The organism is Noviherbaspirillum sp. Root189 (genome assembly GCF_001428545.1).
In the GTDB taxonomy this organism is placed as follows: domain Bacteria; phylum Pseudomonadota; class Gammaproteobacteria; order Burkholderiales; family Burkholderiaceae_D; genus Noviherbaspirillum.
Genome location: NZ_LMHZ01000089.1, coordinates 18,537 through 44,690, shown reverse-complemented (window position 1 = coordinate 44,690; position 26,154 = coordinate 18,537). Strand labels below are relative to the sequence as shown.

Genomic DNA, 26,154 nt, shown 5'->3' with positions numbered 1-26,154 from the left:
TTAAAAACCTGTGCGCCAGCCTATAATATGCACGAAATGACATATATCTATGTCGCTTACCGGCAGACTGTAGCAGACAGTGTAGCCAGAACAAATATGTTTGATTTTGCATAGCCATCCATGAAAGTTATCCTATCTCCCCAGTGGGCCATTGCGCCTCCGAACGGCAATAACGACCCAGTGGATGCGACATTGCTGATTCAACTGCTGTCGCGTATTGAGACCGAGGGCTCTATCGCCGCCGCCGGTCGCATCATGAACATGTCATACCGACATGCCTGGGGTATTTTGCGCGACGCCGAAATCTTTTTTGGCAGCAAATTAATCGTCAAGCGGCCCGGCAAAGGAACAGACCTCAGCGAGCTTGCCAATGTCCTGATCCAGGCAGACAGGCGTTTTTCCGCACGCCTCGCCCCGACGCTGGAGTCGCTCGCATCCGAACTGGAGGCGGAACTGCGCAAAGTGTTGCCGTTCAAGCGTGAAGCGATCCGATTGTTTGCCAGTCATGGCTTTGCGGTCGAAACGCTGCTGGCATTGATCAAGAAGGAAGGCGCTCTCATTGAAGTGCGCTATCGAAACAGCAGCGAAGCACTTGCGGCCCTGGCCAATAACGAATGCCAGCTCGCTGGCTTCCATGTACCGATTGGCGAGTTTGAAGAGCCAGTCCTAAAGCAGTATCAAAAGTGGCTTACGCCGGATTACGCATTGATCCAGGTCGCAACCAGGCGCCAGGGTTTGTTCATTGCACGTGGCAACCCTCATGGAATTAATGGCCTGAAGGACCTGGCGCGCAAGGATATCCGTTTTGTAAACCGTCAGGCAGGCTCAGGCACACGGATGCTGGTGGAAATGATGCTTCAGCGCTGCCACATTTGTCCGCAGGATATCCACGGATTTGAAACCGCCGAATTTACCCATGCGGCGGTCGCTGCGTATATCGCCAGCGGTATGGCTGAGGTTGGCTTTGGCGTCGAAACCGCAGCACAGCGGTTCAATCTGCACTTCATCCCACTCGCAATTGAACGCTATTTCTTTGCCACAAAGGCGCTTAATCTTGATCTGGCTGGAATAGAACAATTAATCGCACTCATGAAGTCGGATGCCTTTCGTCAGTCGGCCAAAGCACTGGAAGGCTATGACGCAAGCGAGGCCGGCAATGTGCTGACCGTGCATGCAGCCTTCAATGAAGCATGAACTGGAGAATCAGGGAGAATCAGGGCGAAGCGGCAAATGATTAAAGTGACTAACTTGTCGAAAGCTTGATTTGCCGAATCGACGGCAAGCGGATCTGGTTATGCACCGGCACCAACACGTGGGCCAGTTCGTTATACTGAGATTCTGCGCCGGGATGGACATGCCCACCCCGACACCCGAAAATTTAAGCAAAGCAACCGTCGATGCTCATCTCCAGGCCTTTCAAGTCGCAGTCGAATGATGTTCCTGCCATGCCAGGTAACACCAGTCTGGGTGAAGAGCGGATGCGTGTCCTCCTGATCGCTTTTCTCACGCTGCTCTTCATCGGCATCATCACCAACCTTGTCTACACGCTGTCACAGGCAAGGCAAGGTGTTCTGCAGTTGCAGCAACTGACCTCGGAAAAGCTTGTTCATGTATTAGAGCAGCAAACCGCTGACAGCCTGAATGCAGTCGAGCTGGCCTTGCAATCATCTTCCCGCTCGATCGCAGTGCCGGTACCGCAGCAGCGCACGCATGATGAAGCAGTCCACGACACCCTTGTTTCTGCTATCCGGCATCTGCCTTTCGTTCGCGCGATCTGGGTACTGGATACCGAAGGCAACATGATCCATGACAGCGAACGTCTGCCCGGGAAGTACAACCTTTCCGACAGAGACTACTTTAAGGTGCACCGGGAAAAACCGACGCAAGGCTTATACATCGACCTGCCGCAGTTGAGCAAACATGGCGTCTGGTTCATCGGCGTCAGCCTGCGCATCACCCGCCCGGACGGTTCGTTTGGGGGCGTAATCGCCGCCGCTGTCGAACCAAGGCATTTTCATCGGTTCTACGAGGCGATTAAACCTGGAAATGACGGCGTGGTCTCGCTCCTCGGCACCGACGGCACGCTGATGCTGCGGGTGCCAGACCAGCACGGCATCGAAGGAAAGAAGTTGGATCCGCTGCCCAGGTTCGTCAACATGTTGCCGCACGCGAATGTGGGCAGCTATCATGCCAAAAGCAGTGTGGACAACATTGAACGCATCTACTTCTATCGCCGTGTCGCAGGCCGGCCCCTCGTCGTGCTGGTCGGGATTGGCGAGCGTGAAGTCCTTGCGCCATGGCGAAACGCGGCACAGGCCTATACGGCCGTGTCAGTCACATTTCTGCTTCTTGTCTGTTGGCTAGGGTACGTCGGGCTGCACGAACTCCGGCGGCGCGCCAGCCTTCACAAGGCTTTGGTGTCGAGCGAGTCGGCATTGACCGCGGCTCAAAAACTTGCGCGAATTGGCAGCTGGGAATTTGATCTGCAGCGCAAGAAGGGTAAATGGTCGGAAGAAATGTTTGCTTTGCTGGCCATGCAGAAAACTCCGGATTCGCCGCCGATACACCATTTTCTTGAGGCGTTACATCCGGATGACCGCGCCGAAGTGGAGTCGGCATTCCAGGAAGGACGTGCCTGGCTTGGCGAACTACGTACCAATCCCGACAAGGGACCAGTGCGGTACCTGTACTCCAGCAGCGTGGAACAAAAAAACGAGAAGGGCGAAGTCACGGCGATCAGTGGCACGCTGCAGGACGTGACGCAGCGCCATTTCGCCGACGAAAAGCTAAACCTGGCCGCGCGCGTTTTTAACTATATGCAAGACGGGATCGTAGTCACGGATATTGATGGAAGAATTGTCGCCGTCAACGCTGCATTCGAACGCATCACCGGCTATCCAGAGACGCACGTCCTCGGACAGCGCCCCACCATGCTGCGCTCCGAACGCCATCACGACGCGTTCTACCGATCCATCTTTGACGCCGTCGAGACCAGCGGAGAATGGCGCGGCGAGGTTTGGGGGAAAAGAAAGAACGGTGCCGCCTATCTGCAATGGATGACCATCAGCGTCATGCTTGACAATGTCGGCCGCCGGACCGGCTACGTGGCGGTGATCACGGACCTTAGCGAAATCACGGAGGCGAATGCCCAATTGACTTTCCTGTCCAACCACGATCCGTTGACACGGTTGCCCAACCGGCGCTTGCTCAATGACCGCCTGCAGCAAGCGATTGATAATGTCGAGCCAGAGCATCCCGCGGTCGCCGTCCTGATTCTCAATGTCGATCGCCTGCAACGGCTTAACGATAGTTTAGGACATGACGCTGGCGACACGGTCCTGTGGGAAATCGCGAAGCGCCTGATTGAGCGCCTGCCGCATGGCGATACATTGGCACGTCCAGGCAGCGATGAGTTCGTGATCGTGCTCACACGATTCGAGGACAACAACGATGTCATTACCTTTGCACACCAGTTGCTGGACGAAGTCGCAGCGCCGATCCAGGTTCAGGGCCGAACTCTCTCGGTAACAGCGAGCGTAGGCATTTCTGTCTATCCTTATGACGGAATAAGTGCAAGTGATCTGCTGAAGAATGCAGACGCCGCGCTATCGCACGCCAAGCAGTACGGTCCTGGAACACTGCGTTTTTTCAAGTCGGAAATGAATGCGCAGGCGCTCCATTGGATTTCGATAGAGCATGAGCTTCGCGGCGCGCTAGGGCGAAATGAGCTCTTCCTGCATTACCAACCGCAGGTATGCCTCAGTAATGGATGCTTATGTGGCGCGGAAGCCCTGCTGCGCTGGCACAGCCCCAAGCTCGGTATGGTCATGCCGGCCGACTTCATTCCGATGGCGGAAGATATCGGGCTGATCGTCCAGATCGGCGAATGGGTCATCCGGCAGGCATGCGCGCAAGCCAGGGATTGGCAGGAGACAGGTCCGGGACCACTGATTGTCGCTGTCAATGTATCGGCCCAGCAAATCGCCGCCGGAACGCTGGTTCAGGTGGTGGAAAGCGCACTTGCGCAGTCCGGCCTGCAACCGCGTTATCTAGAGATCGAACTGACGGAAAGCGTGTTAATGCGGGACACGGAAATCGCGCTGCGGCAGATCGCCGCCTTGCGAGAACTTGGCGTCGGCGTATCGCTGGACGATTTCGGAACAGGGTACTCTTCTCTTGGCTACCTGAGCCGCTTTCCCTTGGACAAGCTGAAAATCGATCAATGCTTTGTCCGTAACATCATTACGGATGCACGCAGTGCGGCCATTGCGCGCGCCACGATCGCGTTGGCACATGGCCTCGGCATTACGGTGATTGCCGAGGGCGTTGAAAACACCGAGCAACTTGAATACCTACGCGCAGCCGGGTGCGACGAAGTACAAGGCTTCCTCATTGGGCGGCCCGCGCCGCCCGGCCAGTTTGCCGAACTTCGGCTGAGCTGGCAGGCAATCTCTCCCTGTTAAGTCTTATACCAATCCCAAGCTATAACGTGACCGCAGGAGGAGTCAATAGCGGGCTATTGACGACGAGTGCAACGCAGGCAGGCGGCTCGGCGCCCCCGGAAAAAGACGCGATCTCATGGTGCGTTATGGGTTGGGATTGGTATTAAACAGCACCTACGCCACAAATCCTGGCTGCACAGATTCATTTCGCGTCGTTACTCGTCTGCAAATCAAACCGGCTTCAGACACTCGCCTGGAATCGGTCGTCAGTATTCCTCATGCTGGGGGAGCTGGTCTGTAATTTCGAACCATGGCGCCTTGCTTCCCACGAAAACATGCCGCCCTGCCCTCACACCGGGATCGGTATCCAAGGTCCCGAGCGGAAAGCCAAGCACTTCAGGGTGCTTGTCGAAACGCGTCAACAGGCTCGACCCACATTCACTGCAAAAACCTTTGTGTTCACCCGGTGAAGATTCGTGGTATTTAACGAGGTTCTCCCCTGATACCCATTCCCAATCCTTGCTCGCCACTTTGGCACGCGTGCGAAAGGCCGAAGCATGCAGCTTTCGGCACATTGAGCAATGGCAGTTGAGGACGTCAGTAAGTGGGCCGTGGATGCGGTACTGCACACCTCGGCAAAGACAGCTTCCGTGCTGAGTCATCAGGTTCTCCTGGTTGTTGGTGATAGTTAAAACATCTAATACATATAATCTTATGACTGCCGGAAACTTTGATAAAGTGATTGACCATGAATGGATTCTTCACATTTACTGAATAATTGCCGGATGGACCAACTTTTCAATATGCAGGTGTTTAGCCAGATCGTGGACTCGGGCAGTCTGGCGCAGGCTGCCCGAGTCCTCGGCCTTGCGCCCGCAACCGTCACCGGTGTATTGGCGCGCACGGAAAAGAAACTTGGCGTGCGCCTGCTCGATCGCACCACGCGGCGCATCAGCGTCACGGAAGCCGGGCGCCTTTGGTATGAACATGCCAATCGAATCACCGAGCAGGCCATGGAGGCCGAAGATGCAGTACGAAGCCTGGCCGCCGAACCTCGTGGCACCCTTCGTGTCACGTTACCCTTGGGCGTAGCGATGACGTTCGTTTATCCCCATCTGCAGGAGTTCTCAACGCAGTATCCGAAGATTCATCTCGATCTACAGGTAAGTGACAGGATTGTCGATCTTGTCGGGAATCGCTTTGACCTCGCTTTTCGTGCCGGCCAAGCCAAGGATTCGGACCTGATGATTCGCCGATTGCTGTATTACCGCCGCATAACCTGCGCTAGTCCTCGATACCTTGCATTATATGGAGCGCCGCAACACCCCTCCGATCTACTGCAACATCAGTGTCTTCTGTATCGTCACGAGCCGCATCCCTTGCAGTGGGAATACCGGTTTAATGGCGACGCGATAAAGGTCGCCGTTAAAGGTACGTATGCGAGCAACGAATCGCACGTGCTACTCGCATGGGCTCGGAGTGTAATGGTCCCCTCCGGGTCCGAGAAAATCAATGCCTCCGGCATGGATTGAAGAATAAGCTGATATAGCGTTATGGCCGGGACATTAGCGTCTTTTGACATGTGACTCTCCTTACAAAAAACTTTATGTGCAGAAGTGGATGCATGCCGAATCATCGATGTTGCCGGCGTCTGAAATCACAATGCCCGGATTCGGACATTGCGAGTCGAATAGGAACAAACGAAAGGCGAGCGATTGCAAAATTGGCTTAGCTGGTTCGCCACCCGGACCACGCTCCTTACGGCTTTGAGGCACCCTGTTGACGAATAATTCAAAGCGTATATACTCAAGTCACATTTAATCACTTCCATATTGACACTAACATGAACAAGGTCTGCATTCTCGCGAATCGCAATTGTTCTACCCTGAACGAGGGAGTGTTATCTATTGTTGCGCGCTTAGTTTTCAATCAACGCTCGTGTCATTTGTCGTACGGGAATGCTTTCTTGAATGCTCGCCACACGCAGCTGGCGCAGCTGTCTGCCCGGAATCTCGCCTGCCTCTCTTAGGCTCGGCGAGCGCCTAAGAGAACCACCGGTTCTCACCGCCTCCCGAGCCATACCCCAAAGACCTGATTAACCTGTCTGCGCTTTAGCAACGTCGGACGGACCTCGTTCTATTACCGGCCATGCCACTCGCACCGACCGCTGGGGATCCTTTTGCCATGAAAAGAACGTTTCTTGTCTCAAAGCGATGGTGACATTCCGAGTGAGCTCTCGGACGACTTGCTACGCATACCCGGGATTAATCTTAGCCATCTTGAAAATCTGATACAGCAAGCTGAGGTAGGCGTTATAAGGTTTGCGAAGCACGCATGAACGACATGAGAACGTTGTCACGTGCGTGCCGAGGTAGCGGCTTTAGCAAGGGAGGTAGCAATGATCAAATTGAAAAAGATTCTGGTCGCCACGGACCATTCGCCCCAAGCCCGTTGGGCAGAAAATCGCGCAGCCATGCTTAGTGTTGAATTAACCGCGGATTTACTCGACATTATGTCGATGCCCGGAACGCTCAAGACATCTCCTTGCTCGCTGGCACTCACAAACGAAAAGAGTGGAGGCGCTATCTCTCTCGATATGTTATTGCATGAACGGAAATTAGCCGGATCAACGACGTCCATCGCTTCGCAGCCGGTCTGCACGCGATCTACAGCCACCAGCAAACCCGTGACTGCAATGCTGGAACGCGCTAAGGAGTTGGCGGCCGATCTTACTGTGGTAGCCGCCAAAAAGCGTACTACCATGGTTAACTTTTTTACCTGTCAAACGAATAGTGAGCTCATCCGCCAAAGCGATCGGCCCATCCTGTTAGTTAACTCGCAATCGCAAGCGCCGTATTCAAGAATAATAGTGGCGATCGACTTCTCGGAGCATTCGCGAGAAGCAGCTCTGATTGCTTTGGCAGTCGCTCCGACCGCTTATTTTACCTTCCTCAATGCGTGCCATGTGACAAACGAAGGAATCATGCGAGAGGCGGGAATCACGAACGAAGTTATTAATAAATACCGAGACAAGGCTTGCGAAAAAGCCCGCACTCGTTTGAACCAGTTCATTGATGACCTCGGACCACGTACAGAACTTATCGCGCGTGCGATTCAATACGGATTTCCCGTTCCTGTTATTTGCGACCGCGCAAAACGATTAAATGCCGACCTGATCGTTATCGGTAAACATGGAACATCACGACTCCACGAACTCCTGCTCGGAAGCGTGGCCCAGCGTCTTATTGACCATACAACCTGTGACCTGCTTGTTGTGGCCACGCCGCGCCGCCTCTGCCGTGAAAACCCACTGCAACGTGAAAAAGCGGAGCGAAAACTTGGAGCACCACACGCAGGGGATAACGAAACGTTTATTTCAACAGGGAAGTGACATGATTGAACAAACTCATCATGATAGACACACATCGCATGAAGCTGGGGAACTGGTTTGCGTTACGCTCTCCACGGCGGACCACTGTCGTATAACTGAAGTTTTGTCTCGCACCTGTGAATCCAATAGCCATGCCAATGCCTTATTGAATAAGAAGCTATCAGCGGCTCGCCTTATTGCCCCTCAGCGCGTACCACCAAATCTTGTTACGATGAATTCGAGAGTCCTCTTTGCTGAAATTGACACGCAAGCTGTTTATGGGCTCACACTAGCCTATCCAGACCCGAACATGCATACGGGTGAAGTTTCTGTACTTTCTGCAGTTGGCGCAGCGCTGCTTGGCTTATCGACGGGGCAGGACATCCACTGGATTGGCGCATCCGGGCGGCGCCTGGGATTACGGGTGCTGGACGTGATCTATCAGCCTGAAGCAAACGGTGCGTATTAGGGTTAACTTTATGCAGCGCCAAGGAAAGAACCACAGGCGGGTCTGGCGGTCTCCATGGCTCTCAACAAATTATTGTTCGGTACAGAGTGGCAACACGGGATATAGCCCGGCCAGCGACCTATCACAGCTAACACAAACAACGAGGAATCCATGAACGGCACGCCTATTGCGTTTTGGTATCGATCAGTACAGGATGACGATCTCGAGGCCATACTGCACATCCAGGCGGAGAACTACCCGCGTGAAATGCAGGAATCCCCTGATGTTATTGCAGAGCGGATTGCGGCTGCGCGGGATACTTCCCTGGTCACGCTCAACTCTCAAGGTGTGTGTGCTTATCTGTTTGCCTATCATTCACTTCTGGGGCGTGTCACTCCTCTCGACGGAAAATTTTCCATCGCGTCGAAACCTGATTCGCTTTATCTGCATGACCTCGCCGTTTCAAGGCAGTCGACAGGGCTTGGAATAGGACGCACATTGGTAAACGTCGCGTTCGAGCTGGCGAGAATGCGGGGTATCAGCCACTCTGCCCTCATCGCAGTTCAGCGATCCTCAACGTTTTGGGGACACTTGGGTTTCAGGGTTTACAACGGACTGGATGCTGATTCCGAGTTGATGCTGCGGACCTATCCAGGGAATCCCTGTTACATGGTCAAGGCACTTCTTTCGTAATACATCGTAGAGAAAACTTTGCCCGATCAAGAAATCCAAGGCCTCTACGGATAACTACTAAACATCCCAATGTTCTCTCGTTTTTCAGATCCCAATCTCAGCATATTCTGTATTCCTGCTTGAGAGCGTACATGAAACAATGCAAGTACGGCTCAGATGAGCCGCATCAAATGTTCGGCAAGGAGGTTTCCATGCAGGTTCATTTCATTTCGAACGAGTTTTTCTTAAGCCCTTCACTGCACGACCATCTCAGCAAACGGTTGCAGTTCGCGTTTGTATCGCTTCAAAACAAAATAGCGACGGTATCCGTGCGCCTTCGCGATCTGAACGGACCGAAAGGAGGTCGGGACATGCTGTGCCAGGTATCAGTCGTCATTCCCGGACGACCCAAACTGCTGGTGAAAGATATCCAGGAGGATATGTATGCAGCGATTGACAGTGCCGTAAAGCGCGCTTCGTACAGAGCGTCGCGAATCATTGCGCGACAACGGCAGGCCGTCCGTAAAATTACCAGACCGGTCATTAACGAGGAAGTTGATCCGGAATAGCGCGTCCACTGTCAACGTGGCGTGGTTAGCAGCCATGGAATGCGCTGGGTGACGTAGGGAACAACTCAGACAGACCTTGGCTGCATTAAATATGCAGGCTGCTCTGCATTACCGCTCCGTTCTTCCGAGTACATCTGTGTAGACCTCCGTGGTCGCATACGGAGAATGCCGATTCCTTACTTCGACTGGAATCGGCGCTATTATTTAATCAAATTGGACACTAGATTTCAATGAAGCGGCGCACCGAAAAAAGTACTGTTTCTGGATATCCACTGAAGGGGATATTGCTGCGTCGCGCATTGTCGCATTCTAGAATTCAGTCTACCTCTGCCCTGATGTCGTTTTATATGACTTCTACCGGGCACCTGACGTCGCAGGCCGTCGCCTGCCTTCCTTTGGCTCGGCGGGTCGGTTGAACCGGTCATAACCAGTCTTCTGTTCACGCCGAGTAACACGAATCCCAATGCTGCATATGGCACCAGCCAATTGCAGCGCATTCTTCTTTTTTGCTTCACCCGAGAGGGTTGGGACTGTGATCATGACAGACATTAACTATTCGCCGCAGCGAGACGCCGGCTCGCGGGCTAAACGTATTCTGACACGCGTTAATAAGCGTCGTCGCGCAAAAGAGCTGGTCGAAACCGGAAGGCGGACGCGGGCATGGATACGTGTTTTTATCGCCGTCAAAATTGCATTGATAACGACCGCCTTCATGCTCGAATGACGATGAAGCGGAGCACACTTTTTTGCGTGTGCTTGACCTACCTCGCTTGCCGCACGTGCGATCGCCATGCAGAGTTGTTGCTGCCCTGATGACACGTCGCTGGAGTCGGCGTAGCAGTGTATAAAAATGATGGCGATAAAAAAGCAGGGTTCGGTTTGCCGGCCGTCTGCGGGGCACTTCACGTTGCCCCGCAATCCTCATCCTGTAAACCTTAACGCGAATTACTATTCCTTTTCGATTCCAGCTTTTTTCACAATTTCTTCCCACTTCTTCGATTCCGATGCCTGGAATTTCGCAAGTTCATCCGGTGTGGTAATGAACGGGTCAACGCCGGCATTGGTATAGAAGGTATTGGCCGTAGGGCTCTTCGCTGCCTTGGCAAAGAATTCATTGAGCTTGTTGACGATGGCTTGCGGCGTCTTTGCCGGCGCATAGGCCGCGAACCAGTATCCCATGTCGTACCCCGGCACGCCGGCCTCTTCGATGGTCGGGACGTCGGGTGCGAGAGCCGAGCGTTTTTTGGTGGACACGCCGAGCGCACGCAGCTTGCCGCTCTTGATATGTGGGAGACCTGTCGCCGTGTCGGTGATCATCATGTCGATCTGGCTACCGAGCAGGTCGGTGACTGCGAAAGTATTGCTTTTATAAGGCACGTGCAGGATCTGTATCCCAGCCAGCTGCTGCAACATTTCGCCGGCAATGCGGCTGGAGGAACTGCCGCTGCCGAAACTGAGTTTTCCGGGATTCTTCTTTGCCGCCGCGATGAACTCCTTGACGTTCATGATAGGCGACTGACTGTTGACGACCATGATCTGGCCACCCTTGCCGAGCCCGGTGATGGGCGCAAAATCCTTGACCGGATCATAGGGCAGCTTTTTATACAGATGTTCTGCTGCAGCGTGGGTGGTGTTGGTGGTGATAAAGACCGTATAGCCATCGGGAGCCGCTTTGGCAGCTTCACTTGCGCCGATAAATCCGTTGGCGCCCGGCTTGTTGTCGACGATGACCTGCTGCTTGGTTTCGGCAGTAATCGCCTGCCCCATGGCGCGTGCAATCTGGTCGGTTGCGGTGCCCGAGGCGAACGGCACGACAAAGCGGATCGGTTTTTCAGGATACTCGGCGGCCGCGCCCGTCGATACCATCAGGCAGACGGCGGACAAGACGATGGTTGGTAGGGTGAGCAGTTTCATGCGGTGTCTCCTTTTGAAATGGATTGGTATTTACGTCGTCGATTTATACGGTTGTAGTTGCGGTGTTGGCGGGACGGAGAATCAAATCCTGCCATTGCTCGGGCACATCGATAACTGCCTGCAGCAGAAGGAAGGCAAGCGATTTTCCATGCGAGTCGAGGTTGAGCGAGTCATTGACGCCGCCGTCCAGCACGCCATCAAGGACGAAGTTCATTGCACCTAATCTGGGCAGCAGGTAGCGATGTACTGCGCGTGGCCGGCGACTCGCGAACAACTGGGCGACCAGTTCTTCCGTCAGCTGATCCGCAAGCAGCGGAAACAGTTGCTCGTGGTAGGCGATGACACTGATATTGGAACGATCGCCCTTGTCACCGGTACGTGCATGCGCCAGCGTATAAAGCGGAGTCTGAACAGGTATGGTCATGGGGATCTCCGCTAGTCCACGAAATGGTAGGTTTCCGCGATCACTTCGCGCGGCACCAGGCAAGATGTCGCGTTCAGGCGTGCGCGCAAGGCTGTGCGTATTCCGCCTCCACCCGCCGGGCCGCAGGTATACAGGGCACTGACCTCGCGCAGCAGGCTTGTGGCAATTGCCTTGTCGTCATGCGCGCAGGCCGCACGCAACCTGACGTCTTCGGCGTCCGCAACGTCGGAGCTCGGCGTTTCCCGCAGCAGCGTGCCATCGTCGTCGCCAAACACACTGAGAACGCCGATCAGGTCGAAGCGTATTTTCAGCTGCGGCAAGCGCTCCCGCAGTATCCGCATTGCCAGCCGCGCCCGTGCGCCGGCACGGGGCCCCGCATAGGAGATCTCGCCTTCAGCCAGCCATCCGCCTTCGTAAAAGATATTCGCCTTGAGGTGCTCCGGTCGCGCATGGCCTGCGATACCAGTGACACGCACGCGGTTCTCGCCAGCCTGATGCACTTCCGCATTCGATATATCGGCAACGACATCGGGCGTCAGGTATGCGGCAGGGTCGTGCAATTCGTAAAGTAATTGTTCCTTGACTGTGCGCGTATCGACAATGCCGCCTGTAGGTTCCGACTTGCTGACCTCGATGTTACCGTCGCCATCGATTTCCACAATCGGATAGCCGACATGCGCGATATCGGGCACATCCTTGAAACCGGGGTCGGCGAAATATCCGCCGGTCACCTGGGCACCGCATTCAAGCAGATGCCCCGCCATCGTCCCCCGCGCCAGACGGTTCCAGTCGTCAAGCGCCCAGTTAAAGTGGGCCAGCGCCGGCCCAAGCGTCAGCGATGGGTCCGCAACGCGGCCACAGACCACAATGTCGGCGCCTGCACGCAGCGCGTCCGCAATGGCAGTGGCACCGATGTAGGCGTTGGCGCAGACAAAGCGATGCTGATCGAAGTGGTCGCCTAACTGCCTACGTAGGAGTTCCTTCCCCTTTTCATCGGCAATTTCGTCGCCCGTTACGACGGCAATCCGTGGCTTGGGAAGCCCCTGTTCTGCGGCAATCTGCTGAATTCTCCGCGCGGCGCCCACCGGGTTGGCAGCGCCGAAGTTGCTGATGATAGCGATCTTGTGCGCCAGGCATTTCGCCAGCACCGGTGTCAGCAGTTCGGCAAGCAGCGGCTCATAGCCCGCTGCCGGGTTGTCACGTCGTGCAAGCTGCGCGAGAGCAAGTGTTCTTTCAGCAAGTGTTTCGAAAATCAGCGCAGCAGGTTGGGAGCGCCTGATCAACGTGTCGACAACGGCTTGCGCGGCGTCGGTACGATCCCCCGAAAATCCCGCGGCGGATCCAATCAGCAGATTATCCATAAGACGTGCACACGATGTCGTTTCTGATATAGCAATTATAGGGAGGCGATTTCATCTGATTTACGGATAATTTGAGTTAATTTATCTGACATTCAGGATAAACTTCATGAAAGTAATGATGTGGAAGGCTAATCATGAATATTTCGGCACGTGACCTGCGCGCCTTCATCGCTTTGGTGGAACAGAAGAACTTTACGCGTGCCGCCGAACAATGCTTTCTGTCCCAATCCGCATTCAGCGCGTTGATACAGGGGCTGGAAGCAGAACTGGGCGTCAAACTGTTTGCGCGAAGTACGCGGCGTGTCGAATTGACGGCGGAGGGTGCGGTCTTCGCGGAATCGGCCAAGCGTCTCCTGATCGAGCTGACACTGGTACACAGCGAGTTGAAGGATCTGGTCGACAAGCGTAAAGGCCGGGTCGCCGTTGCCGCACTTCCCTCGCTCGCTGCCGGATGGTTACCTGTCGTCCTCAAGGAATTCCGTGAGCTCTATCCCGGGGTGACGACGGAACTCACAGATACGCTATCCGACGAGTGTCTCGACCTGGTACGGCGAGGCCGTGCTGACTTTGCATTGTGCGCGGCCGGCGTCGAAATGGCGGGCCTGGAAGCCGAGCCACTATGCACCGATACCTTCTATGTCGTGATGCATGACAGCCATCCGCTTGCCAGCAAAAAGGTGGTGTCGGCTTCAGACCTGCAGCAGCACCCCTTCATTCATCTGACGCACAACAGCAGCGTGCGACAATTGCTGGACGCTGCTCTGCATCCGGCAAGAGTCAACGGCATCATGGAAGTTGCACACCTGGCCTCGGTCGCTTCCCTGGTAGCGAATAATGTCGGGATCAGCATCATCCCTTACCTTGCACTATTCCAGTTTTCACTCCCGCATCTTGTGGTGCGCCCCCTGAAGGATCCAGAGATTGTCCGAACCATTTACGTGGTCCGCCTGCGCGACCGTCCGCTGCCGGTCGCTTCGGAAACCTTCCTCACGTTGCTGAAAAAGCGCCGCTCGAAGATCGGCGCCGAATTGCTGAAGGAAACATAAAACCTTGTACGGCTGTCACAACAACGAACAGAGGAAGATGGGAAGATGAAAATCAGCACCGGCGTCATCCTGCCACATGCTCCTTCGTTGGCATTGCTGCTACTTGCCGCTCTTGGCACATCGAGTGCCCCCGCCAACGCGCAGGAAGCCAGGAAGCTGGAGGACTTGATCAATCGGTATCGCGCTTCGTCTCCAACATGTGAAGGGCGACCGTCCCTGCGCGCCGGTGCTTTGGCCTCACTTCCCTCTCTCGCACGACTCAAGTTTTCGGAAGGCAATCAACTTGATCAGGCGTTGAAACAGGCTGGCATCAGAATGGCGCGTGCCGAAGCCATTATGGTGTCCGGTCCGCAAAACGCTGCTGCAGCAATGAACGCCATCAAGAATAAATATTGTGAAGCACTGGTAAGACCCGAATACACGTTGATCGGCGTATCTCACGAGGCTGGTACATGGCGCATTATCCTTGCACGACCTTTGCTGTCGGAGACACTAGGTAACAGTGCGCAGGCTGGAAGGAAAGTTCTCGACATGGTAAATGTGGTGAGATCAAAACCGCGTGTTTGCGGCGACAAGCGATATCCTGCCGCACGCCCGCTTATCTGGAATGACACGCTGGCGAAGGCGGCTTTGATGCATAGCAGCGAAATGGCGAAACAAAATTACTTCCAGCACCAGGATAAAGACGGTGGCACCGCCGCCGGGCGTGCGCGGCGAGCGGGCTATCGCTGGCAACGCATTGGAGAAAACATCGCTGCCGGTCAAGGCTCACCACAAGAGGCAATGAAGGGCTGGCTGGCTAGTCCCGGCCACTGTGCCAATATCATGAACCCGGATTTTTCGGAGATGGGTGCGGCGTTTGCCACCAGTCAAACCAGCGATGCCGGTATTTACTGGACGCAGGTATTCGGCAAACCGCGATAAATCCGTCCTTTCCTGATGTTCCCCTTAACTTTGGGATGGACTTGACCGACCGCAATATGCTGAGAACATGGCGCAGGCTTAATACGGACTACATGGTCTACCCTGCGTACTCCCGTTTTACCGTACTGAATGAAAAAGGATGCCGCCGGGAGACGCAAAGACATTCCAAACGCATGACCTCAGCACCAGGTAATAACTCCTGCTTTTATATCATCGTGAATGCCCGTTCGGGCAGGACGAATGCCGAGACCAAATGCACCATCATCCGCAGCGTACTGGAAGCTGCAGGTCGCGATTACACCCTGGAGGTGGTCGATGACGCGAAGGCCTTGCATGCAACTGCCCATCGCACGGTTGAACGCGCCCGCGCGCGTTCCGGCGTAGTCGTCATTGCCGGTGGCGACGGCAGTATCAATACGGTCGCCCAGGCCGTGCTGGGAAGTGGCTGCGCCTTCGGTGTCTTGCCACAAGGTACATTCAATTATTTCGGCAGGACGCATGGCATACCGGAGGACCTTGCCGATGCGACCCGCGCCTTGCTGACGGCGAGGGTCTGTCCGGTTCAGGTGGGCCTCCTCAATAACCGCATCTTTCTGGTCAATGCGAGTATGGGTTTATATCCAAAGCTGCTGCAGGATCGCGAAGCATACAAGCAACAACTGGGACGCAGCCGCTTCGTCGCCTTATGGTCGGCCCTTGTCACCCTGTGGAAGAATCACAGAACCTTGCGTGTACGCATCGATGAAAACGGACAAGCGCGGGATATCTTGACCAAAACCGTTTTTGTCGGTAACAACGCTTTGCAGCTGGAGCAAGTCGGCATTCCGCTGGCATCACAGCTCGAAGAAGGCCAGCTTGCAGTGGTCACACTGCGGCCAGTCGGCACACTGACGCTGCTCGGTCTTTTACTACGAGGCGCCTTCGGCAAACTGGATGACGCCGACAGCATCATCAGCTTTGCCACGAAAGAATTGACGGTCAAGCCGCGGTTTTCCCTTTCCGCATGGACCAAGGTCGCCACCGATGGCGAAATTTTCTGGCTGCGGGCACCGCTACGCTTTGCTGTCGCTCCTGAACCGCTTTTCCTGCTGAAGCCGGTGAGCGCATAATTTCTATTCTTCTATCCGGAACGGCTTTCATGGAAAACAAATCTCGCAGAGCAGTGCGTTCCTTCCAGCGACTGATGCACGGCCGCTGGCTACAGATGGCCTTACTGTTTGCAGGTGTCCTGGTACCACTTTTCCTGTTCGGCGAACTGGCCGAAGACGTACTTGAGAAGGAAACCTTTTCATTTGACCGCCCTATCCTGCTGTTCATGAAAAGCCATGCTACGCCGATGCTCGATAATCTTATGCTGTTCTTTTCACAGGTCGGTTCGATTCGCATGCTGGGACCTTGCGCGCTGGCGCTGGCCGGTTACCTGATCGTCCGTAGTCACTGGGCGCGTCTGACCTACTGGGTGCTGGGCTTTGGCGGCGCCCTTCTTCTGAACATAAGCGCCAAACACGTGTTCGCGCGCACTCGGCCGGACCTCTGGATATCCATCGCACCGGAAACCTCCTATAGCTTTCCAAGCGGCCATGCGATGCAGTCGATGGCTTTTGTAGCCGCCCTGATGGTGATTGTGTGGCACAGGCGCGGCGCAGGGGCAACACTCGTGCTTGGTGCTGCTTTCGTTGCGCTGGTCGGTCTTTCACGCGTCTATCTCGGCGTGCATTTCCCCTCGGATGTACTCGCCGGCTGGACAGCTTCGCTGGCCTGGTGCATAGGCCTCGCCATTATTCTTGGTAAGCGCTTGCGTCCTTCTGCAGCATCTTCCGCATCGCAGGGTTTCCTCTGAAAAAACCTGCACCGTTCGATACACTTTCCAGTTTCCTTCTGCTCTGAAACATGAATTTTTAAAATGCAAAGGGCTTGAAAAATTTTTATGTGAACACCATAAAGTAGGCATATAAGCCCATGCCAGTAACGGGCTTTTGTCTGACCCAAAGTCATTAACCGTATGGAGGACAGCATGCTCTACAGATCAACGTTCCCACGCGATATTTTCTCTGAGATGGATCGCCTGCAACGGGAAGTGCAGCAGATTTTTGATATTGAACCCAGCATACGCGGCATTGGCAGGGGTGGATTTCCCGCATTGAATATCGGCACCACACCACAGTCGGTAGAAATGCTTGCTTTCATGCCCGGCCTGGATCCGGCTTCAATTGAAGTCAATCTCGAACGCGGCGTGCTGACAGTCGCCGGTGAGCGTACGGATACCTTATCGAGTGAGGAGCAGAAAGCAACCGTGCATATCAACGAGCGTTTCGCCGGCCGGTTCAAGCGAGTTGTAAGCTTGCCTGACGATATCGACCCCGATGACGTATCTGCTCGTTATGTCGACGGTGTCTTGCGCATCAGGGTGAAGCGGCGCGAAGCAGCACAGCCTCGCCGCATCTCGGTACATTGAACATGGAGGACGATCATGACTGAAAATACCAATGTTACGACAGGCAACGGCGAGCACACCAACGCCGTCAACACTCGCAATGCCAATAATGGCGCGCGCGTTGCGACGCGGCAGGAAGCGGCCCTGACTCCACCCGTCGATGTGATAGAGGATGCTTCAGGGATCACGCTATTTGCCGATCTGCCCGGTGTGCCAAAAGACAAGCTGAATCTCCAGCTCGACACCGATAGCCTGATCATCGAAGGTGAGGTTGCGATCGATGCACCGCAGGACATGCAGTCGAGCCACGCCGAAATCAAGGTACCGCGCTACCGCAGGTCATTTACTCTCTCGAAAGAACTTGACGCGGAAAACGCGGCGGCGGAATTCAACCACGGAGTGTTGAAGCTGCGCATCCCCAAAGCAGCGCATGCTCAGCCGAAGAAGATACAGATCAGCGTGACCTGAACCGGGATCTTCTTACAGCAAAGCGTTCGCGTTTTACGGAGCTTCCGCCGCGCGGAAGCTCCGCGAAGCATTGTTGCCGATGTTAAGGCACCTGATGCATCGAATCAGGCTGACTCCAGTTATGGCTGGTCCTAAACCGCTACCCGCGTATATGCACCACGCTCTTGCATCGCTCGCATTGATAACTATTCGACAGCGCCATTTCAATCATGGTGTCGACGCTTTCCATCGGTCTTGCATGGCCCCACAACAAGCAAATCAGTTTAAGCATTTTCACTTCTCCTCTTGACCATGAGATCGCTTTCGCGCCTGACCGCAGCAGACTGAAATTCCTTCAGCCGCAGTGCACAGGGACGGCGGACATATCTCATCGTAGTGAAAAAGACAGGTGCGGCACAGTACAATTCGCATCAAGTTGCCTTTAAGCAACGCCACCTCTTAAAACCTATCTGTTCTCGAACTTGTGGCTTGGGCGGTATCAAACCAAAGCTATGGCATGATTGGCCTTCTCTCAGCATTCGGCAATAATCCGCACGCTTGCGGCCCACAATGGCAGAACAACCTCGTCAGTATCCGCTTTCCCGCGCCGGCGACCAGATCGACGTCCTTTTCCGTGATCTCGACCGGTGCAAAGCAGCGCTTGGCGCAACGGACTCGTGGCCGCAATCGCTCCGCAATACGGTCCAACTGATGCTGGGGTCGCAGTTTCCGATGTTCGTGCTGTGGGGGAGCAACTTCTTTATGTGTACAACGATGCCTATCGGCCCATACTCGGCGCCCGTCATCCCGACGCGCTGGGTCAGTCATTTGCATCCGTCTGGCCAGAACTGGTTGACTCGGAAATTATGTCGATCATTCAACGCGCCATGCAAGGAGAATCGGCTTTCTTCGAGAACATGCCGGTCACACTGACGCGCAACGGATACCCGGAGCAGACCTGGTTCACATTTTCCTATTCGCCGGTGTGCGATGATACCGGGCAATTTGCCGGCGTGGTTTGCATCTGCACGGAGACAACGGCGCAAATTCTTGCGGAGCGGGCGCGCGACCGCGCGGAAGCCGAACTGCGCGACAGCGAGGACCATTACCGGCATACCGTCGAACTGAATCCCCACGTGCAGTGGACCGCGCTTCCTGACGGTCAACTGGACCGGGTCTCTCAGCGCTGGCGCGACTGGACCGGCACCTCGGGTCTGGGGCAAACCTGGAACGACGCTGTGCATCCCGATGATCGTGAACGCGTATTCCAAGCCTGGAACACCGCTCTGGCAACCGGAGCACCCTACGACATCGAGCTCCGTTCGCGCATGCTGGATGGCGCTTACTACTGGGTGCATTCACGCGCATATCCGCGTCGGGACGAGTCCGGCAAGATCGTGAAATGGTACGGAACCACGCAGAACATCAACGACCTGAAGCAGGCACTGGAAGAGCTTGCCGCGCGCGAGCGAGAATTCAGGACGCTGGCCGAGGCCATGCCAAACCACGCATGGGTCGCTAACAGCGATGGCAATATTTTCTGGTTTAACCAGCGTGTTTATGAATATACCGGGGTCGTGTCCGGTGGCCTCGACGGCAATATGTGGATCAAGGTGGTGCATCCCGACGACCTCCCCGGTACGCTGGCCCACTGGCAAATGGCGTTAAACGGCGGCACCACCTACCAGAACGAATTTCGGCTTCGGGAAGGGGCGACCGGAGAGTGGCGCTGGTTCATTTCACGCGCTCTGCCCTTGCGTGATGACGTCGGACGTATCACGCGCTGGATCGGAACCAACACCGATGTGCACGAGCAAAAGCTCGGTTCAGAGCAACTGGCGGACCTGAATGCCCATCTTGAAAAAGAGATTGCCTACCGCACTGCGGAGCGCGACCGCATGTGGCGCTTGTCGACCGATATCATGCTGGTTGCCCGATTCGACTCCACCATCCTGTCAACCAATCCCGCATGGTTTGATTTGCTCGGATGGGAAGAGCATGAGCTCAAAGGCCGTCCGTTCATGGAGCTGATTCATCCGGACGACCTCGACGCAACGCTGGCGGAGGCGGGACGTCTGGCGCATGGCATCAAAACATTACGTTTTGAAAATCGCTACCGCCATCGCGACGGATCCTACCGTTGGCTGTCATGGACTGCTGTCCCTGACGAGTCGTTCATCCACGCGCTTGCTCGTGATATCACCGAGCAGAAGCGGCAGGCCGAGACTCTGCAACATACTGAACAGGCATTGCGTCAGGCGCAAAAAATGGAAGCTGTTGGACAACTGACGGGGGGTATCGCGCACGATTTCAATAACCTGCTTGCCGGCATGGTGGGTAACCTGGAGATCCTGCAGTTTCGCCTCGACCAGGGCCAGACGGATAACCTGACCCGCTACATTGAGGGCGCGCAGAGTGCAGCCGACCGGGCTGCAACACTGACGCAGCGCCTGCTGGCATTTTCACGCCAGCAAATGCTCGCGCCCAAGCCCGTATCGGTCAATCAGCTGGTGGGCTCGCTGAAAGATTTACTTCAGCGTACCGTCGGCCCCGGCATCGTCATGCGTACCGAACTGGCTGAAGACATATGGGCCACATTATGCGACGCGAATCAACTGGAAAGTGCCGTTCTCAATTTGGTCATCAATGCGCGCGACGCCATGGATGGCAACGGCCTGCTGACGATAGTTTCTGCCAATGTCAGCAGGGAAAACGCCGCCGCAGGCTTGGCGAATACTGTCCCCGACGGCCAATATGTCACGTTGAGCGTAATTGACGATGGTAGCGGAATGCCGCCCGACGTTCTCAGCCGTGCCTTCGACCCATTCTTTACCACCAAGCCTCAAGGTCAGGGCACCGGACTCGGGCTATCGATGGTCTATGGCTTTGTCACGCAATCGGGCGGACACGTCCGTATCGACTCGGTGCCCGATGCTGGCACGACGGTAAAGCTTTACCTTCCACGTCACTTGGGTAGTGCAGTGCCTGAAACGGCGATCCCTGCCGGCGCCGAGACCACGCCACCAATAGCGAGTCGCGGCAGGATCATGGTCGTGGAGGACGAAGAAGATATCCGACACGTCCTTACCGAAATGCTCGCCGAATGGGGCTATTCGCCGATACCCATGGCAGACACGGCCTCGGCCCTCGCCATTCTGGACTCCGATGCGCCGCTGGACCTGCTGGTTACCGATATTGGCCTGCCGGGCGGGATGAACGGTCGCCAGCTTGCACAACATGCCAGAGTGCGCCGGCCGGATCTGAAGGTGCTGTACCTGACCGGCTTTGTCGAGGACTCCGATGCGCGCACCGAAGCACTCGAAGGCAGCACCGAACTGGTGACCAAACCTTTTGCACTCGATTTGCTGGCCAGACGGATCAACGCCATGCTGGCATCCTGAGTCGCGATTCAGAATCGTCTTGCGTATTTGCGATGAAGTGAAAAAGAGGGTATTCCAAATTGCCGGACACAGCGGAAGGAAGTAAGCTTGGAGCCCAAAATATTGACGGAGGATTTATGGATTTTTCCAACCAGACAGTCGTTGTCACCGGCGGCACCGGCGCATTGGGTGCGGCGGTGGTCGACACCCTGCTGAAGGCCGGCGCACGCTGTGTGATTCCCTACATTAATGAAGCCGAGGCAACGACGCTGCAAGCCAACGACCGGCTCAGCCTCGTACCCTGCGACTTGTCCGACGAAGCCCAGGTCGCCGCCTTGTACGCGGCTGCGGGAAAGTTAAGCGCCTCCATCCATATTGCGGGCGGCTTTGCCTTTGCGCCCATCGGGGAATCCGACAAGGATGTATTAATGAAAATGCTCAACATGAACCTGGTGAGCACGTATCTGTGCTGCCGCGAAGCGATCAAGGCATTCGGCGACGGCAATGGCCGTATCGTTAACGTGGCGGCGCGGCAGTCCCTGGAGCCACGCCTGGGCAAATTCACCACCGCATATACTGCCAGCAAGGCCGGCGTCGCTGCACTGACCCAGGCCCTGGCCGCCGAAGTGGCCCCGCGCATCCTGGTCAATGCTGTGGCCCCTTCCATTATCGACACGCCGGCCAACCGCGCGGCCATGCCCGACGCAGACTTCAGCCAGTGGCCCAAAGCGGAGCAAATCGCTGCGACTATCGTGTTCCTGGCATCGACGGCCAATCAACTTGGCAGCGGGGCTATCGCGCCCATCTACGGCGCTGCCTGACGTAGTGCAAGGCAAGGCGTGCCGGCGGTAAGCAGGGCAGGCACGCCTTGCCTGTTATTTAATATTCTCTGACTCCGCTGCTGCTTCCATCGTAAATCGGCCATTCAGATGGCTCCCGTCGCCAAAGATCGTCTGTTCTACGCCACTTTTCTGGATTAATCCTGCACTGCGCGGTATTCTTGCCGTACAGAAACTACACCGTCGTTCCTGGTACTGTAAATCGCCCCTGCCAGTTCAATTTCCTATTCTTATTATAATAATGGCCCCTTTGAACCTGGACGGCATCCCTGCCGGTCTTCGTCAGCTAGCAGATTCGGCCTCCATACTGTTTTGGATGTCGGATTGCAACGATGTTTGTACTTACCTCAACCAGTCTGCTTATGCAGTCCTGGGTGTGCAGTGCTCGCTTCCCACGGGGATCTGGGCTCAGTTCATGCATCCGGACGATCGCCAACGACTGACGCCGCTGTTTTTCCGCGCGAAGCGAGAAAAAAGGGAATACCAGCTTGAATACCGGATCGTCAAAAGCGACGGTTCAGTGCGATGGGTGATGGATGCTGCAGCGCCGCGCATTTCGGCGACCGGTGTCTACGAGGGCTACATGGGAGCCATCGTCGATATTTCTGCGCAGCGCGAAAGCCTTGCCAGGCTCGCCAAGAGCGAGGCGACCTACCGCCTGGTGACCGACAACAGTTCGGACATCATCAGCCATCATGCAGCCGACACGGGAGAGTACTTTTACGTATCGCCTTCCGTAACCCGGATCCTGGGCTATGGACAATCGCAGATGCTGGGAACCAAGGTCTACGACTATGTACATCCCGACGACATCGACGCCATCCGTGATGAAGTAGCCCGTCAGGCACTCGGCGCGACAGATGTTGGCCTGATCGAATTCCGGATCCGGGACAAGACCGGCACCTACCGCTGGTTCGGCACAACCCTGCAAGTCCTGGTCGATCCGCTGACGGGCGCCAAGCTGGGCGCAGTTGCCGTATCGCGCGACGTTACGGCAGAACGTCAGGCGAAAGAAGACATCCGCAAGCGCGAGGAACGCTTTCGCAGCCTGACCGCGCTGTCGTCGGACTGGTATTGGGAAACGAATGAAGAAGGCCGTTTTACCTTTGTTTCGGATGGCCTGTATCGCCTTTGGGGAACACAGCCCGCCGACGTGATTGGCAAAACCCGGACGGAACGCGCGTTCGATCCTGCACAACCGGGGCTTCTTGAGTATCGCGCGCGGGTAGACAGGCGAGAGCCCTTCAAGGGCCTGCATTATTCTTCTTTTGTCGCAACAAAGGGAGCGGTGCGCCACTCGAGCATTTCAGGTGAACCGGTTTTCGAAAATGACGTTTTCAAGGGGTACCGTGGCATCGGTCGCGATATCACCGACGAGATTGAAGTTGCCAACCGTCTCGCCCAATTGGCGGAAGAAAACAAGGCGCTGATTGAAAATTCGCTCGACATCCTCGCCCTGCTCGACGAGAACGGCACTTTCCTTCGCGTCAACGACGCGGTACACGACGCGCTTGGATTCGAGCCCCATGAACTGATAGGACGGCAGTATGGCGAGTTCCTGCATCCGGAAGACGCCGGCCTGACCAGGATGGTCGATGCGGGCCTGCGTTCCGGCGACAACACCATCCGTGATTTCGAAAATCGCTGGATAAAGAAGGATGGCAGCATCGGCTACCTGTCGCTCGCGGTGCGATGGTCGGAACGCCAGAAGCTCATGTACGCGACCGGACGTGACGTGACCGAGCGTTATCAGACCCAGCTGGAACTGCAAAAGTCCAAGGACCGTCTGGCAGCCATTGTGGAAAGCATTGGCGATGCGTTCTTCACGCTCGATCGCAACTGGCGCGCCATCTATGTCAATGAAAAAACTGCACACTTCATCGGGCGCAGTCGCGAAGAGCTGATTGGTCAGATATTGTGGGAAGCGGTGCCGGAGGTACTGGATTCTTCCATCATGACCTACTACCGGCAGGTAATGGAAACCGGCAAGCGCGCGTTCTTTGAAACTTATTGGCCACCTTCCCATGCCTGGATAGAGATCCGCGTATATCCGAATGAAGACGGCATTTCGGTGTACTTTCACGATATCACTGCGCGGCGCGAAGCCGAAAACACCATACGCGCCAGCGAACAGCGTTTCCGGGATGTGATTGAAATGACGCCGGCTGGTTATATCCTGACCGACGCGGAGGGAGCGCTCCTCGACGTCAATCCCGCACTGTGTGATATCGCCGGTTATCAGGAAGCTGAACTGATCGGCCACAACATTTCCGTGCTGTTTCCGGTTTCTCCATTCGGCGATGCATTGTCGACCCACGGCGGCATGTCGGTAATTCATGCCAAGGAAGCCGTCATCCGTCACAAGAATGGCGGCGACGTGTTCGTGCTGGTCAATGCCAACATCGATCGCGACGCGCAAGGCAATGGACGGTCGATTACCGCGTTTGTCACCAATATCACCGAACGCAAACAGGTGGAGTCGCGGCTGGAGCAACTCGCCACGCATGACACGCTGACCGGATTACCCAACCGCGCGTTGCTCAATGAACGGCTGCAGCACATGCTGGAAAGAGCCGATCGGCACGGAACGGTTGCCGTGTTTTTTCTGGATCTCGACAGCTTCAAGGAAATCAACGATTCTCTCGGCCATACACCGGGCGACATGCTGCTATGCGAGGTAGCACAACGACTGCGGAGTAATTTGCGGCCGGGAGACATCGTCGCGCGTCTCGGCGGGGATGAGTTTGTCGTTGCGGCTCGCTGCACCAAGGGTGCTGTATCGGCTACACGCATCGCAGAAAAACTGATTTCCGCATTTGCCGAACCGGTTCATGTCGATGGACATGAAGTATTCGCGCGCGCCTCGATCGGCGTCAGCATGTACCCGCAGGATGGCGCAAGCAAGGAAATCCTGTGCCAAAATGCCGATACCGCAATGTATCAGGCCAAGTCGTCCGGCCGGAATTGCTACCGGTTCTTCAAGGAAGAAATGAGCATTCAGGCGAAGGAACGCATGACCCTGGAAAACTCGCTGTACCGGGCGCTCGAGCGCAATGAGCTCGAACTGCACTATCAACCGCGGCTTGATCTCCAATCCATGACTGTAGTGGGTATGGAAGCGCTGATCCGCTGGAATCATCCTCATCTGGGGCGCGTGTCACCGCTGGACTTTATTCCGATCGCCGAAGAACGCGGCCTGATCAATGAGATCGGTAAATGGGTACTGGAACAGGCGTGCATGGAAACCCAGCGGCTCACAAACAAGTTGGGGCATGCGTTGCGCGTGTCGGTCAATCTGTCGGCAATTCAGCTCAGGAACAAACATTTAATCGAGCATGTCACCCAAGCCTTGCAGCATGCCGGACTGGATAGTTCGCAGCTTGAACTGGAGCTGACGGAAAGCGCGCTGATTGAAGACATGAAACAATCGGCTGACGCTTTTCGCGAACTGAAAAAGCTGGGCATATCGCTTGCAGTCGATGATTTCGGCACCGGTTATTCCGGTCTTGCCTACCTCGGCCATTTCCCGCTTGATGTGCTGAAGCTGGATCGATCCTTCGTCAATCAGCAAGGCAATGACAATGGCAATGGCAATGGCAATTTGCGGGTCATCAAGGCTTTCATCGACATGGCCCATTCGCTTGACCTGTCGGTGGTGGCCGAAGGCGTCGAACGCGAAGAAACCTTGCAGTATCTGCGCTCGGTCGACTGCGACGAGGCGCAGGGCTATCTCTTCGCGCGGCCTCTCGCCGCGAAAGAGCTTGAGGAATTTCTGGAGCGGATGCTGTCGTCCCATACGAACGGTGTGACGGCATTGAACTGATGTTGTCGGTGCCGGGCTCGGGCCTTGCATTGTCGCACCCGATGCAAGCGACTCAACAACA

At 55.5% G+C, this 26,154-nt stretch carries 22 protein-coding genes; 17 read left to right on the top strand and 5 right to left on the bottom strand.

Features of this window, described 5'->3' with window-relative positions; all coding sequences use genetic code 11:
- Positions 1-120 precede the first annotated feature (120 nt).
- Together ASE07_RS27405 and ASE07_RS27400 are read left to right on the top strand one after the other, a co-directional pair.
- A complete protein-coding gene (locus tag ASE07_RS27405; RefSeq protein ID WP_057293984.1) occupies positions 121-1,194 on the top strand; it encodes a substrate-binding domain-containing protein in 1,074 nt (357 codons plus the stop codon).
- A gap of 203 nt (positions 1,195-1,397) precedes the next feature.
- A complete protein-coding gene (locus ASE07_RS27400) occupies positions 1,398-4,463 on the top strand; it encodes a bifunctional diguanylate cyclase/phosphodiesterase (protein ID WP_057293983.1) in 3,066 nt (1,021 codons plus the stop codon).
- A 245-nt stretch (positions 4,464-4,708) separates the two neighbouring features.
- Here ASE07_RS27400 and ASE07_RS27395 read toward each other — a convergent pair whose 3' ends face one another.
- The gene (locus ASE07_RS27395; RefSeq protein WP_057293982.1) at positions 4,709-5,104 is read right to left on the bottom strand and encodes a GFA family protein; all 396 of its coding nucleotides are present in this window, start codon (positions 5,102-5,104) and stop codon (positions 4,709-4,711) included.
- Between the two features lie 123 nt (positions 5,105-5,227).
- Here ASE07_RS27395 and ASE07_RS27390 point away from each other — a divergent pair, with 123 nt between their 5' ends.
- The 6 genes from ASE07_RS27390 to ASE07_RS27370 all read left to right on the top strand — a co-directional run bounded on the left by ASE07_RS27390 (position 5,228) and on the right by ASE07_RS27370 (position 10,225).
- Positions 5,228-5,974, top strand: a complete 747-nt coding sequence (locus tag ASE07_RS27390; protein WP_057293981.1) for a LysR substrate-binding domain-containing protein — start codon at positions 5,228-5,230, stop codon at positions 5,972-5,974.
- A gap of 866 nt (positions 5,975-6,840) precedes the next feature.
- Positions 6,841-7,833 carry a universal stress protein gene (locus ASE07_RS27385; protein WP_057293980.1) on the top strand — a complete coding sequence of 331 codons (993 nt, stop codon included), beginning with the start codon at positions 6,841-6,843 and terminating at the stop codon, positions 7,831-7,833.
- 1 nt (position 7,834) lies between these two features.
- Positions 7,835-8,281 (top strand): GreA/GreB family elongation factor, encoded by a 447-nt coding sequence (locus ASE07_RS28540; protein ID WP_162256969.1) that lies wholly within the window; start codon positions 7,835-7,837, stop codon positions 8,279-8,281.
- Positions 8,282-8,431: 150 nt separating this feature from the next.
- A complete protein-coding gene (locus ASE07_RS27380; protein WP_057293979.1) occupies positions 8,432-8,953 on the top strand; it encodes a GNAT family N-acetyltransferase in 522 nt (173 codons plus the stop codon).
- 131 nt (positions 8,954-9,084) lie between these two features.
- The gene (locus ASE07_RS27375; protein ID WP_082584539.1) at positions 9,085-9,501 is read left to right on the top strand and encodes an HPF/RaiA family ribosome-associated protein; all 417 of its coding nucleotides are present in this window, start codon (positions 9,085-9,087) and stop codon (positions 9,499-9,501) included.
- A 538-nt stretch (positions 9,502-10,039) separates the two neighbouring features.
- Positions 10,040-10,225, top strand: a complete 186-nt coding sequence (locus tag ASE07_RS27370; RefSeq protein WP_156397113.1) for a hypothetical protein — start codon at positions 10,040-10,042, stop codon at positions 10,223-10,225.
- A gap of 224 nt (positions 10,226-10,449) precedes the next feature.
- On the opposite strand, the gene ASE07_RS27365 is transcribed toward ASE07_RS27370, so the two are convergent.
- From ASE07_RS27365 to ASE07_RS27355, 3 genes are read right to left on the bottom strand one after another with little or no spacing between them, the layout of a single operon-like run.
- Positions 10,450-11,415: a Bug family tripartite tricarboxylate transporter substrate binding protein gene (locus ASE07_RS27365; RefSeq protein WP_057293977.1), complete on the bottom strand. Its 966-nt coding sequence runs from the start codon at positions 11,413-11,415 to the stop codon at positions 10,450-10,452.
- 43 nt (positions 11,416-11,458) lie between these two features.
- Complete coding sequence (locus tag ASE07_RS27360; protein WP_057293976.1) at positions 11,459-11,839, bottom strand: AtuA-related protein; 381 nt, start codon at positions 11,837-11,839, stop codon at positions 11,459-11,461.
- A gap of 11 nt (positions 11,840-11,850) precedes the next feature.
- The gene (locus ASE07_RS27355) at positions 11,851-13,200 is read right to left on the bottom strand and encodes an acyclic terpene utilization AtuA family protein (protein ID WP_057293975.1); all 1,350 of its coding nucleotides are present in this window, start codon (positions 13,198-13,200) and stop codon (positions 11,851-11,853) included.
- A gap of 134 nt (positions 13,201-13,334) precedes the next feature.
- On the opposite strand from ASE07_RS27355, the gene ASE07_RS27350 reads away from it, so the two are divergent.
- The 6 genes from ASE07_RS27350 to ASE07_RS27325 all read left to right on the top strand — a co-directional run bounded on the left by ASE07_RS27350 (position 13,335) and on the right by ASE07_RS27325 (position 18,072).
- Complete coding sequence (locus ASE07_RS27350; protein ID WP_057293974.1) at positions 13,335-14,246, top strand: LysR family transcriptional regulator; 912 nt, start codon at positions 13,335-13,337, stop codon at positions 14,244-14,246.
- Between the two features lie 45 nt (positions 14,247-14,291).
- On the top strand, positions 14,292-15,170 hold the full coding sequence (locus ASE07_RS27345) for a CAP domain-containing protein (RefSeq protein WP_057293973.1): 879 nt from the start codon (positions 14,292-14,294) through the stop codon (positions 15,168-15,170).
- Positions 15,171-15,343: 173 nt separating this feature from the next.
- A complete protein-coding gene (locus tag ASE07_RS27340; RefSeq protein WP_057294070.1) occupies positions 15,344-16,279 on the top strand; it encodes a diacylglycerol/lipid kinase family protein in 936 nt (311 codons plus the stop codon).
- A gap of 29 nt (positions 16,280-16,308) precedes the next feature.
- Positions 16,309-17,010 (top strand): phosphatase PAP2 family protein, encoded by a 702-nt coding sequence (locus ASE07_RS27335; RefSeq protein ID WP_057293972.1) that lies wholly within the window; start codon positions 16,309-16,311, stop codon positions 17,008-17,010.
- A gap of 174 nt (positions 17,011-17,184) precedes the next feature.
- Complete coding sequence (locus ASE07_RS27330) at positions 17,185-17,625, top strand: Hsp20/alpha crystallin family protein (RefSeq protein WP_057293971.1); 441 nt, start codon at positions 17,185-17,187, stop codon at positions 17,623-17,625.
- Between the two features lie 15 nt (positions 17,626-17,640).
- Positions 17,641-18,072: an Hsp20/alpha crystallin family protein gene (locus ASE07_RS27325; RefSeq protein WP_057293970.1), complete on the top strand. Its 432-nt coding sequence runs from the start codon at positions 17,641-17,643 to the stop codon at positions 18,070-18,072.
- A 139-nt stretch (positions 18,073-18,211) separates the two neighbouring features.
- On the opposite strand, the gene ASE07_RS30470 is transcribed toward ASE07_RS27325, so the two are convergent.
- Entirely contained in the window at positions 18,212-18,343 is a 132-nt protein-coding gene (locus tag ASE07_RS30470) for a hypothetical protein (RefSeq protein ID WP_268793481.1), read from the bottom strand.
- Positions 18,344-18,728: 385 nt separating this feature from the next.
- Here ASE07_RS30470 and ASE07_RS27320 point away from each other — a divergent pair, with 385 nt between their 5' ends.
- The 3 genes from ASE07_RS27320 to ASE07_RS27310 all read left to right on the top strand — a co-directional run bounded on the left by ASE07_RS27320 (position 18,729) and on the right by ASE07_RS27310 (position 26,093).
- Positions 18,729-21,452 carry a PAS domain-containing protein gene (locus tag ASE07_RS27320; RefSeq protein ID WP_057293969.1) on the top strand — a complete coding sequence of 908 codons (2,724 nt, stop codon included), beginning with the start codon at positions 18,729-18,731 and terminating at the stop codon, positions 21,450-21,452.
- 116 nt (positions 21,453-21,568) lie between these two features.
- Complete coding sequence (locus ASE07_RS27315; protein WP_057293968.1) at positions 21,569-22,252, top strand: SDR family NAD(P)-dependent oxidoreductase; 684 nt, start codon at positions 21,569-21,571, stop codon at positions 22,250-22,252.
- A 259-nt stretch (positions 22,253-22,511) separates the two neighbouring features.
- Complete coding sequence (locus tag ASE07_RS27310) at positions 22,512-26,093, top strand: bifunctional diguanylate cyclase/phosphodiesterase (RefSeq protein ID WP_057293967.1); 3,582 nt, start codon at positions 22,512-22,514, stop codon at positions 26,091-26,093.
- The last annotated feature ends 61 nt before the right edge of the window (positions 26,094-26,154 follow it).